Source organism: Micromonospora parva, assembly GCF_040649675.1.
Classification (GTDB): Bacteria; Actinomycetota; Actinomycetes; order Mycobacteriales; family Micromonosporaceae; genus Micromonospora; species Micromonospora parva.
The window spans coordinates 425267-438589 of record NZ_JBEZFX010000004.1 but is presented as its reverse complement, the minus strand read 5'-3'; the positions used below and the strand labels follow the sequence as shown (position 1 = coordinate 438589).

Below are 13323 nucleotides of genomic sequence, written 5' to 3'. Positions count from 1 at the left end.
GCCGGTGGTACGCCGCCGCGAGACGATCGAGGAGCAGATGGCCCGGGCACAGCAGGACAAGAAGGCGACGATCCGGACCACCGCCAGCAGTCGGGGGGTGCGCACCCCGTCCCGGTCGGCGAGCGCCCTGCTGATCGCTTCGGTGCTCGCCGCGCTCTGGGCGGCGATCATGCTGACCGGCACCGGTCAGACGGCGTACGCGTACGGCTTCTTCTTCACCGAGTTCTTCGCCGGGGTGGTCTCCCTGGTGTCGTTGAGTCTCACCGTCATGCTCGGTCTGCTCGCCACCGACCGGCTGGTGCTGCGTATCCCGCACCGGGTGCTGATGCAGTCGGCGCACCGGGCCACCGGTGTGCTGGGGGTGGCCGGGCTCGGCTTCCACGTCCTCACCAAGATCGGCACGGGGCGGGCGGCGGCGACCGACGCGCTGGTGCCGTTCGTCGGCGGCGGGGGTTTCTACGTCGGGCTCGGCACCGTCGCCGCGCTGCTGATGGTCAGCGTGATCTGGACCGGCATCATCCGCGCCCGCTTCGCGGGCGTCGGTCCGAGGTGGCTCTGGCGCGCGCTGCACTCGACCGCGTACCTGGCCTGGCCCTTCGCCATCCTGCACGGCCTCAACGCCGGTCGGGCCGCAGCGCCCTGGGTGATGTTCAGCTACCTGGGCTGCGTCTTGCTGGTGGTGCTGGCCCTGCTGGTGCGGTTCTCGGTCACCATCGGTCGGCGCAGCCGCGAGCAGCACCAGGCAGCGGTGCGCAACGCGGTGATGGTCGGCCGGGCTGAAGAGGCGAAGACCGCCCGATCGCTGCTGGCCGGGTTGGGTCGGCGCCCGAAGGCCACCGACAAGCGTCCCGCCTGGGCGGACACCGCCACCGCCACCTGGACCGCCCCGCCCGCCCGCCGCGACCCGGAACGGTTCACCGTCCCGGTGGTGCCCGAGCCCGGCTCGCTCGTCGAACCGACCCGGCCCAGCCGACGCCGACGGGAGGAGGAGCCGGCGGCCTACCGCGACACCGAACGGTCCTCGCGCGGCCGGCGCGCCGAGGAGGAGCCGACGACCCGCCGGTCGACCCGCCGCAGCGTGGACGAGACCGACATCCGTCGACGCGACGAGGAGGAGGCCGAGCCGGTGACCCGGCGGCGCGCCTCGCGTACCCGCGACGAGGTGGCACCGGCCGGCCGGCGGCGCGTCGACGAGCCGGCCGCCGAGCGGTCCCGTCGCCGGTCCCGCAGCGAGGACGACGGCAGCCGCTACTCGGCGCCGCCGCGGCCGACCCTCGACGAGGCCGAGGAGCCGTGGGACAGTCCACGCCGGTGGCAGGCCGACGAGCCCATCTCCGCCGGCCCGGTCTCCGTCGAGCCGATCTCGGCCGGCCCGATCTCCAGCAGCCCGATCTCGTCGGCGCCGCGCAGCGGCAGCGGCCGGCACAGCGCCGAGGACGACCTGCCCGAGGAGCCGGACTACTGGCGTCCGCCGGCCCGGTACGTGCCGGACGAGGTGCCCGTCGACGACACCCCCACCCTTGTCGACCTGGCGTCACGGCGGGCCAAGCGGGCAGCCGGCGAGGGCCGGTCCAAGCGGCGCAAGGCCAGCGCCGACGCGGTGGACGGGGCGTACTGGGCCGGGCTGCGGGGTGAGGCGAAATGATGCGCACCGCCGTGCCACCGGTCGCCTGTGTGGGCGAGCCCCGGCTCACCGCCGGCTTCGCCGAGTACGGCCGACTCGACCTGATCGCGCACGAGGAGGTGCACGGACCGATCGGCCCGATGGAGCCGGCGCAACTGCTCCGGCTCGCCGAGGGCATGCAACTCAAGGGCAAGGGCGGGGCAGGGTTCCCGTTCGCCCGCAAACTGCGCGCGGTGCTGGAGTCCTGCGAGCGGCAGGACCTCGCCGCCGTGGTGGTGGTCAACGCCACCGAGGGGGAGCCGGCCAGCTGGAAGGACAAGGTGCTGCTGACCCGCGCCCCGCACCTGATCCTGGACGGGGCGGCGCTGGCCGCGTACGCCCTGGACGCCGACGAGATCGTGATCGGCGTGGCGGACGACGGGGTCGGCCGGGACTCGCTGATGGACGCCCTCGACGAGCGCCGGATGCCGGTGCAGACAACGATCGTCACAGTGCCGCACCGGTTCATCTCCGGCGAGGGCGGCGCACTTGTCAACGGGATCAACGGGCTGCCGCACATCCCGCCGGGCACCAAGAAGCGCTCCAGCGACTCCGGGGTCAGCGGCCTGCCCACCCTGCTGTCCAACGCCGAGACGTACGCCCAGCTCGCCGTCGGCGCCCGACTGGGCCCGTACGAGTACGCGGCGCTCGGTACCGACGACGAGCCGGGCACCGTGCTACTCACCGTGACCGGGGCGGCTGGCCGACCGGCCGTTGTGGAGTGCACCGCCGGCATGCCGCTGCGCGACGTCCTCGACCTGTGCGAGGTGCCGGACGTCCAGGGCATCCTGATGGGCGGCTACCACGGCAAGTGGATCACCCCGGAGGCGGCGGAGAAGGCCGAGGTCTCCCGCAAGGGCCTGGCAGCGGTCGGCGGCACGCTCGGCGCGGGCATCATCGTCCCGCTCGGTGTCGACACCTGCCCGCTCGGGGAGGCCGCCCAGGTGGTGCGCTACCTGGCCGGTGAGTCCGCCGGGCAGTGCGGACCGTGCAAGATGGGCCTGCCGGACCTGGCCCGCGCGGTGGACCTGGCCGTCGCCGGCAGCCAACCGGCCGACGTGGTGCGGGCCGCGGCCGGCGAGGTGAAGGGCCGGGGCGCGTGCAGCCACCCCGACGGCACCGCCCGGTTCGCGCTCTCCGCGATCGAGGTCTTCGCCGAGGACCTGCGGCTGCACAGCACCGGCGACGGCTGCGGCCGGCGGGTCAAGGGCGTGATGGGGCTGCCGGGCGCACCCGACGCGAACCCGCAGAAGCTCACCCTGGACTGGTCGCGCTGTGACGGGCACGGCCTGTGCGCGCACGTCGTCCCGGACTTCATCCGCCTCGACGCGAACGGATATCCCGCCTTCCCGGCCACCCCCGTGCCGACCTGGCTGCGGGAGGGGGCGCTGAAGGCGGTCAAGGTCTGCCCCGAGTTGGCCCTCCGACTCGCCAAGGCCGAGTAGGTAGGCCCCAGGTCCAGCAAGGGTCCCTTCCGGACCGGAGACGGAGGAACGGATGCGGATCAGCAGGAGGTGGACGGCGGCCGGGCAGCTGAGCCGCTGGGCAGCGGCCGGGCAGCTGAGCCGCTGGGCAGCGGCCGGGCAGCTGAGCCGCTGGGCAGCGGCCGGACAGCTACGCCGTGGTGCCACCGCTGGGGCACTCGTGGTGGCCCTGCTCGGCGTCGCCGCCTGCACCGGCACCGCGCCGGGCGGACCCACCGCCGCCGGATCGGCCCCGCCCGGTGCCGCGCCGACCGGGACACCGCCCTCGCCGACCGCCTCGCCCACCGGCGGACCGCAGGCCGCTCCGGTGCAGGTCCCGGACGTGCTGCGCTTCACCGGGACGACCCTCGGCGGGGCCGCGTTCGACGCGGCGCAGCTCGCCGGCAGACCGGTGGTGCTGTGGTTCTGGGCGCCGTGGTGCGCCACCTGCGCCAGTCAGGCCTGGACGGTGGCCGAGATCGCCCCGAAGTACCGGGACACCGTGCCGATCGTCGGCGTGGCCGGGCTGGGTGAACGGAAAGCCATGAAGGAGTTCGTCACCGAGTTCGAGCTCGACGGCACACCGCAGATCGAGGACAGCAAGGGAGTGCTCTGGAAGCGGTTCAAGGTGACCGAGCAGAGCATCTTCGTGGTCATCGACCGCAGCGGCACGGTCGTCCACCAGGGATTCCTGGACGGTGAGGCGCTCACCGCCAGGGTCGCCGCACTGGCCGGGGCGTGACCGGCACACTGCTGCTCGCGCTGACCGCCGGCATGCTCGGCGCGGTCAACCCGTGCGGCTTCGCGTTGCTGCCCGCGTACCTCTCGCTGTTGGTCGCCGGGACGTCGGACACTCGCGGCGCGGTCGGCCGCGCGCTCACCGCGGCGGCCGGGCTGACAGTGGGGTACGTGCTGGTCTTCGGCGCGTTCGGCCTGGCGCTCGCGCCGCTGGCCGGCTGGTTGCGGCCCCGGCTGCCGTGGCTGACAGTGACGCTCGGCGTGCTGCTGGTGGTGGTCGGCTGCTGGTTGCTCGCCGGTCGGCGGCTGCCGACCCCCGGCTGGTCCGCCCGGGCGCCCCGGCTGACCCGGTCCTGGCCGTCGATGGCGCTGTTCGGCGCGGCGTACGCGCTGGCGTCGCTCGGCTGCGCCATCGCGCCGTTCCTGGCCATCGTGGTGACCAGCCTCCAGGCCGGCTCGACCGGTCAGGGGTTGGCGCTGTTCGGCGCGTACGCCCTCGGGATGGGTCTGGTGGTCGCTGTCGCCGCGCTCGGGGTGGCGCTGCTGCGCGACGGCCTGGTGGCCCGGCTGCGCGTCGCCGGGGCGTTGGTGCCCCGCCTCAGCGGCCTGGTGCTGCTGCTCGCCGGCGGTTACGTCGCCTGGTACGGCTGGTACGAGCTACGGCTGGCCGCCGGTCGCCGCGACGCGCTGCACGACCCGGTCATCCGGGTGGCCGCCCAGGTCCAGCGAGCCCTGGCCGACGCCCTCGACCGGATCGGCCCGGCGGTGTTGCTGGCCGCCCTGGCCGCCCTGCTCCTGGCCGCGCTCGTGGCGAAGCGCGCCCACCGCCCTCGTCGTCCCTGAGGCGACGACGTCGGTCTTGACATCCGGAAACGATCACCGGAGGCTGTCTGACAACGTTGTCACACCGAAGGACCACCATGCGCATATCCGAACTCGAGTTGAGCCGGCGGCGGTTGCTCATCCTTGGCGGCGCCATCGGCGCTGGACTCGCCATCGCCCGACCCGCCGTCGCCCAGGCCGCGCCATCCGCCACCACGTCACCGGCCGCGGCCATCGGCCCGGTTGCCAACACCTACCACGCGCTGCTGCTCGCCCACACCCGATGGGCCGAGGAGCAGTGGGATCCGGCGATCAACGCGTACCGCCTCGCGGACTTCAGGTTCGCGGTCGTCCTCGGTAACGCGGTCCTGCTCACCTCGCCCGGGTACGACGCGGCAGCGGCAGGCGTCGACCGGGACACGCTGCACGCCCGTACCGTCGCCACCATCCGCCGCTTCGCGGCCACCAACCGGCTCACCGGCGGCACCGAGTGGGGCCGACAGCTGTTCTGGGACAGCACCTTCGAGCTGTACTTCGTCCTGGCCGCCCGACTGCTCTGGTCCGACCTGGACGAGGTGACCCGCACCAACGTCGACCGCATCGCCCGCGGGCAGGCCGCGTACGCCCACTCCCTCGGCACCGGTAACGACCCGCTCAGTGGCGGTTGGACGCCGAACGGCCTCACCGGTGGCTGGATCGGGGACACCAAGCTCGAGGAGATGGGGGTCTACGCCCAGGCGATCGCGCCCGGTCTGGCCTGGGCGCCGGACGACCCCGCAGCCGCGGCGTGGCGCGAGCGGTTCTCGATGTGGACGCTCAACGCGACCGGACTACCGGCAGCCGACCGTGCCAACCCCGCCGTCGTCGACGGGCGGGCGGTCGCGGACTGGAACACCGCCCACAACATCCACGACACGTTCCTGGTCGAGAACCACGGCTCCTTCGGCCCGCACTACCAGGAGGAACTGTGGCGCACCGCGGGTCGTACCGCGGCGCACTTCCTGACCGCCGGCCAACCGCTCCCCGAGGCACTCACCAGGCAACCCAGCGGTGCCGAGCTGTGGCGGACCATGCGGCTGCTGGCCAGCGACGCCGGCGAACCCTTCATGCCGATGGTCGCGGACCGCTACCACCTGTACGGCCGTGACGTCCTGCCGCTCGCCTTCCTCGCGCAGGTCCAGGGCGACCGGCACGCCGCCCGGGCCGAGGCGGACCTCGCCGACCGGCTCATGCCCTACCTGAACTACCCGCCCGAGAATCGGCTCACCAAGTTCAGCGGCGAGCCGAAGTACGAGCCCGAGGCCCGGGCCGAGGTCGCCATCAGCTATCTCTTCCATGCCTGGCGGGCAGCCAACGGCGGCGTGGTCCAGCCGGTCGCCAGCACCGCGTTCTTCGCGGCGGCGGCGGGCACCAGGGACTTCGGGGAGCAGGCCGGGCTGACCGCCCACCAGAGCGCGACCGCCTTCGCCGCGGCGGTCAGCAAGACCGGATTCGTCTCGTTCCAGTGGGCCCCCGCCCACGACAACTGGTTGTTCGACACCCGGGCCGCCTCGCTGCTGCCGAGGCAGTCCGCGCCGGTCCTCGGCCGCACCTCCGCCGCGTACACAGTGGCCCGAGACGGTGTCGACGCCACGGCGACCGTTCTCCGCGTCGCCGGCGGCACCGCCGGATACGTCACGCTGCCCACCGGAACGGTCGTGTACGCCACCACCGGCATCGGTGCCGACGAGGGCGCGCTCACCCTGTTCAACCTGGACATGCCCGGCGTACCCGGGCTCACCGGCACCCGTACCTTCACCGGCGAACAGGGGTCCGTCACCCTGGCCGGACAATCGGGCGTCGGCGACGGCGGAACCGACCAGATCAGCTTCGCGCCTCGTCCCGCCCGGTACGTGCGGATGCTCGGCCGATCCCCCGTCAACCAGTACGGCTACTCGCTGTTCGCCTTCGCCGTGCTCGACGCCGGCGGGGTCGACCGCGCCATCGGGCGGCCCACCACGGCCTCGTCCGCCGACCCCGCCTACCCCGCTGCGCGCGCGACCGACGGCAACCCCGGCACCCGCTGGGCGGTCGCCCGCGAGGAACGCGCCCGCGCGGACAGTTGGCTCGCCGTCGACCTCGGTGAGCCCATCGACATCAGCGGCGTACGCCTGGACTGGGAGGCCGCGTACGGCACCCGCTACGTCATCCAGACCTCACTCGACGGCACCGACTGGAGCGACGCGGCGGTGGTGCCGGACAGCCCGACCATCACCGGCTCCTGGCTCGACGTCGACGGACGAGCGGGTCTGGTGGTCCACAACGCCCAGAATCCGATCACCGTGACCGCCACCACCGTCACCCTGTCCAGCGGGCCGGCCACCGGCAGCACCCGGCTGATCATCGAGGGGTACGCGGGCGCGGACAGGTCGGCCCTGGCCGCTGCGGCGTCGCGAACAATGCCCAGCGGCGGTCCGGAGGCGTTGCGGGTGAGTGACGCCGACGGATACCTCAGCCTGTTCAACCTGTCCGACGACGACATCACGGCGGCCGTCACGCTTGCGCAGCGCGCCACGCTGCGGCTGTACCACGGAAGCCAGGTCACCGGATCGGGGACCAGCACCTACCAGGTCGACCTCGCCGCATTTACCGCACGCGTCGAGCCGCCCCGGTTCACCGCGACCGCGGCACAGCCGGGGAAGGCGATCCCCGCCGGTACCCGGTTCGACGTCACCGACTCGCACCACCTCCGAATCACCGCGCCCGCCGGGCACATCGTGAAGGTGCAGGTGGAGTCCGCGGCCGGCGGCGCCCGACAGCGAGTGACGGTTCCCGCCGGACACCGCAAGGACGTCGCGTTCGCGGGTGGGACGGTGACGCCGACACGTGACCTGGCCCGGTCCCGGACGACCTACCCGACGTCACCGCTCCCGGCCGGCATGACCGACCCGTCGGCCGCCGTCGACGGCGACCCGGGGACCGCCTGGCAACCCGGCCCGAACGGCCGACTGGTGATCGACCTCGGATCGCTCCGGGATCTGGCATCGGTCCGCCTGACCTGGACCCCCGGTCGGCGGCGGCCGATCACCGTGGCCACCTCGGCCGACGGACTCGGCTACGTGACGGTCGCCTCGGTCCCGAAGCCGAAACCCGAGACCACGGTCACGACCAGGTCCTCCGGACGGTACGTGGCGATCGCGGTCGCCGACTGGCAGCCCGGTGACGCCCGGCTGACCCACGCGGAGGTGTTCGGTGCCTGAACCGGCGGGATCGACCACGGTCTGACACCCGTGGCCCGAAACGACGACGGCGGGGCTGGTGCGGATCGCACCAGCCCCGCCGCCGACTGATTCAGCGCAGGGGGGTCAGCCGGTCGGTGCCCAGGCGCTCCTGGAGGACCTTCGGGACCAGGACGCTGCCGTCGGCCTGCTGGTACTGCTCCAGGATGGCCGGGAAGAGCCGGCTCGTCGCCAGCGCCGAGCCGTTGAGGGTGTGCACGAAGCGGGTCTGCTTGCCGCCCGGCTCGCGGTAGCGGATGGCCGCCCGACGAGCCTGGTAATCGCCGGCCCAGGACACCGACGACACCTCCTTGTACTTGCCGGTGCTCGGCATCCACACCTCGATGTCGAGCGTCTTCTTCATCGAGGCGCTGGCGTCACCGGCCGAGAGCAGCGTGCGCTGGTAGTGCAGACCCAGCCCCTCGACCAGGCTCTCGGCGTGGGCGAGCATCTCCTCCAACGCCGCGTCGGCCTGCTCCGGCAGGGTGAACTGGAAGATCTCCACCTTGTTGAACTGGTGCCCCCGCACCGTGCCGCGCTCGTCCGAGTGCGAACCGGCCGACTCCCGCCGGTAACACGGGGTGTACGCGAACGCCTTCAGCGGCAGCTTCGGGGTCTCCAGGATCTCGTCCTGGTACGCGCCGAGGATCGCCGTCTCCGACGTGGGCAGCAGGAACTGGCCGCGCGGGGCGGACGCCGCATCCAGGTGGTAGACGTCGTCGTAGAACTTGGGGAACTGCCCGGCGGCGAAGCCGGCCGAATCCAGCAGCAGGTGCGGCGGGAGCAGGAACTCGTAACCGGCCTTGATGTGCTGGTCGACGAAGTAGTTGAGCAGCGCCCACTCCAGCCGGGCGCCGATGCCCGTGTAGATCCAGAAACCGGACCCGCCGAGCTTGACGCCGCGCTCGTAGTCGACCAGGCCCAACGCCCGGCTCAGCTCCACGTGGTCGCGGACCTTCTCGATCACCGGAGGCTCACCGAAGGTCTTCACCACCCGGTTGGCTTCCTTGCCGCCGGCCACCACGTCGTCGCTGGGCAGGTTGGGCAGCTCGCTCATCGCGTCGCGCAGCCGGGCCTGCACCTCGTCGAGCTGGGACTCCAGCTCGGCGAGCTGCCGACGCTCCGCCTCCGGCGCGGCGACCTGCGGCTCCTCGCCGGCCCGCTTCGCCTGCGCGTACGCCCGGGCCTCGGCCTTGCGGCGCTGCCGCTCGGCGTCGATCTCCGTGATCAGGGCGCGGCGTTCCTGGTCGAGCCGCTGGATCTCGTCCAGGGCACGGGTGACCTCGGCGGGATCCAGACGCTTCGCCAGCGCGGTCGCCACCGCCTCGCGATCCTTCCGGATCAACTCCATGTCGAGCATGCTGCTCCGTACGCCTCCGTCCGGGGTCACAGGTGAACCACCAGATGCTACCGTCGCGGGCTTTTCCGCCCGGGACGGGGAGGTTCTAGAGCCGGATCGGCATCAGCACCGAGTAGGTGTCCGCGTCGTCCGGTCGGCGTACGGCCAGCGGGGCGATCGGCCCGTCCAGCTCCAGCACCAGTTGCGGCGCACCGGCCGCGTTCAACGCGTCCAGCAGGTAGCCACCGTCCACCCCGACCCGCAGCGCGTCGGTGCCAAGGTCGGCGGCGGGGAGCAGCCGCAGCCCGCCCCGGTCGTCGACGCCGAGCACGGTGACCGCACGGGTCGTGCCGTCATGGTCGCGGGCGACGGTGGGGGCCGCCGGGTCGGCCAGCGCGGCGCGCAGGGAGGCCACGTCGACCGGGATCCGGCGCGCGGTGGACCGCTCGCCGACCGCCTTGCGCAGCAACCGGCGGTAGTCCGGGAAGTCGTACGGCAGGGCGGTGCCGGTCACCGTGCCCTCGGCCACCCGCACCCGCAGGTCCGCGCCCGCCACCGTCAGCCGGACCGGCCAGGTGTCGGCGGCGTCGAGCAGTGGCCGGAGCTGGTCGACGAGGGCCACCGGCACGAACACCCGCACCGGCGGGCCGTCGACGTCGGCAGCGGCCCGAGCCAGCGCCAGTCGGTACCGGTCGGTGGCGACGAGTCGGACGCCGTCGGTCTCCACGTCGAACAGCACGCCGGCGAGCATCGGCATCTCCGGGTCGACGGTGACGGCGAAGCGCACCGCGTCGAGCGCGGCGGCCAGGGCGGCGGGGGAGACCAGCAGCGTGGTGGCGGTCGGCGGGGTCGGGTCCAGCAGGGCCCGGAGCCGGTCGACCTCACGGCGGGCGTCGTCGAGCCCGTCGGCGAGCCGGCGCAGGTGCGTGTCGAGCAGCTGGTGCACCACTGCCGGCTCGGCGCGTACCGCGGTGGCGATCTGCGGCACCGGCATGCCGATCCGGCGCAGCCCGGCCACCAGCCGGGCCGGCGCGACCTGCTCGTCGGTGTACCAGCGGTAGCCGGTCACCGGGTCGACCAGGGCCGGCTCCAGCACGCCGGCCGAGTCGTAGAAGCGCAGGGCGCTGACCGTCAGGCCGCTGGCCCGGGCCAGCTCGCCGATGCTGTGCAGGTGACTCACGCTGGGCATCCTGCCCCCTCGACCCGGTCGAGGGTCAAGCCGAGCGTTCCAGCACCCGGAAGGTGAGGCCGGCCCGGACCAGCCGGTCGAGCAGCGCGTCACCCATCGCGGCCACCGGGGTGAGCTGCCCGGCGGTCGGCGGCAGCTCGTCGAGCGCCAGGCACAGCGCCGACTCGCCGAGCATCTTCGCCGTCTCGTCGTAGCCGGGGTCACCGCCGGCGACCTCGGTGACCACCCGCTGCCCGCCGCCGGTGCCGACGAACCGCACCCGGAACCACGACGACGCCCGCTGCTGCGCCGTGGGCCCCTGCCCGGACGCGAGCCGGCCGAGCAGCCAGCGCCGACTGGGCGGCAGCTTCACCAGCCCGACCAGCGCGCCGAGCCCGGCGGCACCGACAAGCACTGTGGGCAGCCGCTTCACCGCGGCGAAGTGCCGGTAGCGGAAGTCCGGGCCGTACTCCGGGCGGGCCGCCGCCGAGCGGCGCACCACCTGCGGGTCGATGGTCGGCAGCGGCACCGTCCAGATGCCCAGCTCCGCCGAGCGGGCCAGCCGGCCCGGCACCGCCCGGACTCGACGGTCGGTCGGGCGCGGCTCGACCGCCCGGCGCTCCCGGGCGGCCCGGCTGGCCTGCCCGCTACGGGAGAACGCGGTGAGCGCCGAATGGTAGGTGCCGGCGGAGAACCGGCCGCCGGCGCGCACGTACCCGTCCACGGTGATCGGGACGTCGGCGGGCAGCTGCTTGACGGTGAACCAGACGCCCACGTCGTGCGGGACGGAGTCGAAGCCGCAGGCGTGCACCAGCCGCGCGCCGGTGCGTGCCGCCTCGGCGTGGTGGCGCACGTACATCAGGTCGACGAACTCCGGCTCACCGGTGATGTCCAGGTAGTCGGTGCCGGCCCGGGCGCAGGCGGCGACCAGCGGCTCCCCGTGGTGGACGTACGGGCCGACGGTGCTGGCCACCACCCGGGCGTTCTCCGCCACCACCCGCAGCGAGTCGGCGTCGGTCACCTCGGCGGTGAGCAACGGCAGGTCGGCCAGGCCCGGGTCGATGGCCGCGAGCCGGTCCCGGACGGCGGCGAGGCGCTGCGGGTTGCGCCCGGCCAGCGCCCAGCGCAGCCCGGCCGGTGCGTGTCGGGCCAGGTACTCGGCGGTCAGGCCGCCGGTGAACCCGGTCGCGCCGAACAACACCACGTCGTACGTTCGCTCCACGGCCATCCCCGGAGTCTGCCATTCGCCCCCGCCGATCGACACTCGTCACGGCGTGAACACGGCCCGTACGCAACCGTCGGCCCGGTCCCGGAACAGCGCGTACCCCTCGGGGCCCCGCGCCAACGGCAGTCGGTGGGTGGCCAGGTGCTCGGTCCGCAGCTCGTCGCGGGCCATCCGGTCCAGCAGCATCGGCACGTCGCGCAGGTCGGGCCGGCCCGCACCGTGCAGCGTGAGCCGCCGTTCGGTCAGCGCACCCAGCGGGAACGCGTCGACGAACCCGGCCGTCCCGCCGAGCACCACCACCATGCCGCTCTTGCGGCAGGCGTGCACCGCCTCCCGCAGCGCGTCCGGCCGGTCGGCGTGCTGGCCGCCGAAGCGGTCGGCCACCGACCGGGTCGGCGGCGCGCCGACCGCCACCACGCACACGTCCGGCCCGCGCCCACCGCTGCGGTCGCGCAGCTCGGCGGCGATGTCGTCGCGGCGGTAGTCGAGCGGCTCGGCGGCGCAGTGCCGCTCGGCCATCCGCAACCGCTCCTCGTACCGGTCCACGATCAGCACCCGGGTGGCACCGCGCCGCACCGCCGCCCACGCGGTCAACTGGCCCACCGCCCCGGCGCCCCAGATCGCCACCACGTCGCCGGGGCGCACCGCACCCACCTCGGCGGCGAGCCACCCACTCGGCGCGGCGTCGGCGGCGAACACCGCCCGGTCGTCGTCGACGCCGTCCGGGACCCGGAACGCGCTCACGTCGGCGTACGGCACCCGCACGTACTCGGCGTGACCGCCGGCGAAACCGCCGGCCGCCCTCGGCCGGCCGAAGCACCCGACGTCCGAGCGGGCCCAGTCGGGGTCGGCGCTGGCCAGGTCGGCATGGGCGTTGTCGCAGCAGGAGTGCCGGCCCTGGCGGCAGTACCAGCAGCCGCCGCAGGCCACGCTCGCGCCGACCACCACCCGGTCGCCGACCCGGTGTCGGCGAACCCCGGGGCCGACCTCGACCACCTCGCCCAGGAACTCCGCGCCGAGCACGTCGCCGGCGCGCAGCAGCGGGTGCCGGCCGGACAGCAGCGGCAGATCACCCCCGCTGGTGGCGCTGCGCCGCACCCGCACGATGACGTCCCGCTCGTTGCGCAGCTCCGGGTCGGGCACCTCGCGTACCCCCAGCTCACCGGCGGCCACCCAGCACAGCGCCCTCACCCGGGAACCTCGGGGCGGTCCAGCGCGGAGCGGTCCGCGCGGAGCACCTCACCGGTCTCCACCCGCTGCTTGACCTGGCGCAGCGTCCGGCGGACCAGCAGAGCAGGGTCGTCGCCGACCAGGTGCGCGGCCAGCCCGGTGGGCGGGGTGACGCCGGCCAGCGGCCGGGCGGCCAGCTCGGTGCCCCGATCGCCGGGCGCCGGCCGCACCCGCACCTCGATCGCCCCGTCCAGGCGGCCTAGCGGCTCCGGCCAGCGGCCGTCCGGAAGGACCTGCTCCGGGGGCCGGTCGACGGTCACCACCTCCCACCGGGCCGGCGCGGCGGCGTCGCCGTCCGCGCCCGGCCGGCCACCCCCACGGGGTACGCGCAGCAACCGTGCCGCCCTGGCCAGCGCCGCGCCGCCGAGGGCGGGTCCCGCCCGTGCCAGCCGTCCCATCGGCACCACCCGTCCTCCCG

10 protein-coding genes are annotated in these 13323 nt (G+C 74.1%); 5 read left to right on the top strand and 5 right to left on the bottom strand.

The features are described 5' to 3' along the window. Positions 1-4: 4 nt before the first annotated feature. From AB0C03_RS13270 to AB0C03_RS13250, 5 genes are all read left to right on the top strand, one after another. The gene (locus AB0C03_RS13270) at positions 5-1645 is read left to right on the top strand and encodes a hypothetical protein (RefSeq protein WP_280940599.1); all 1641 of its coding nucleotides are present in this window, start codon (positions 5-7) and stop codon (positions 1643-1645) included. After that, positions 1642-3108, top strand: coding sequence for an NADH-quinone oxidoreductase subunit NuoF family protein (locus AB0C03_RS13265; protein WP_210860372.1), 1467 nt, complete (start codon positions 1642-1644; stop codon positions 3106-3108). Before AB0C03_RS13270 ends, AB0C03_RS13265 begins: the two co-directional genes overlap by 4 nt. Positions 3109-3160: 52 nt before the next feature. Beyond that, entirely contained in the window at positions 3161-3868 is a 708-nt protein-coding gene (locus AB0C03_RS13260) for a TlpA family protein disulfide reductase (RefSeq protein ID WP_357636688.1), read from the top strand. Next, positions 3865-4707 carry a cytochrome c biogenesis CcdA family protein gene (locus AB0C03_RS13255; protein WP_357636685.1) on the top strand — a complete coding sequence of 281 codons (843 nt, stop codon included), beginning with the start codon at positions 3865-3867 and terminating at the stop codon, positions 4705-4707. The genes AB0C03_RS13260 and AB0C03_RS13255 overlap by 4 nt, the downstream gene beginning before the upstream one ends. Positions 4708-4784: 77 nt before the next feature. Then, positions 4785-7925, top strand: coding sequence for a discoidin domain-containing protein (locus AB0C03_RS13250; protein ID WP_357636682.1), 3141 nt, complete (start codon positions 4785-4787; stop codon positions 7923-7925). A gap of 91 nt (positions 7926-8016) precedes the next feature. Here the strand turns inward: AB0C03_RS13250 and serS are convergent, their stop codons facing one another. The 5 genes from serS to AB0C03_RS13225 form a co-directional block, all read right to left on the bottom strand. Further along, positions 8017-9303: a serine--tRNA ligase gene (gene serS / locus AB0C03_RS13245; protein WP_030330322.1), complete on the bottom strand. Its 1287-nt coding sequence runs from the start codon at positions 9301-9303 to the stop codon at positions 8017-8019. 85 nt (positions 9304-9388) lie between these two features. Continuing rightward, positions 9389-10453 carry a DNA polymerase III subunit beta family protein gene (locus AB0C03_RS13240; RefSeq protein ID WP_030330320.1) on the bottom strand — a complete coding sequence of 355 codons (1065 nt, stop codon included), beginning with the start codon at positions 10451-10453 and terminating at the stop codon, positions 9389-9391. A 43-nt stretch (positions 10454-10496) separates the two neighbouring features. Next, the gene (locus AB0C03_RS13235) at positions 10497-11678 is read right to left on the bottom strand and encodes a saccharopine dehydrogenase family protein (RefSeq protein ID WP_030330318.1); all 1182 of its coding nucleotides are present in this window, start codon (positions 11676-11678) and stop codon (positions 10497-10499) included. Positions 11679-11717: 39 nt separating this feature from the next. Next, complete coding sequence (locus tag AB0C03_RS13230; protein WP_030330316.1) at positions 11718-12866, bottom strand: alcohol dehydrogenase catalytic domain-containing protein; 1149 nt, start codon at positions 12864-12866, stop codon at positions 11718-11720. Next, complete coding sequence (locus AB0C03_RS13225; protein ID WP_247680512.1) at positions 12863-13303, bottom strand: hypothetical protein; 441 nt, start codon at positions 13301-13303, stop codon at positions 12863-12865. Before AB0C03_RS13225 ends, AB0C03_RS13230 begins: the two co-directional genes overlap by 4 nt. Between the last annotated feature and the right edge of the window lie 20 nt (positions 13304-13323).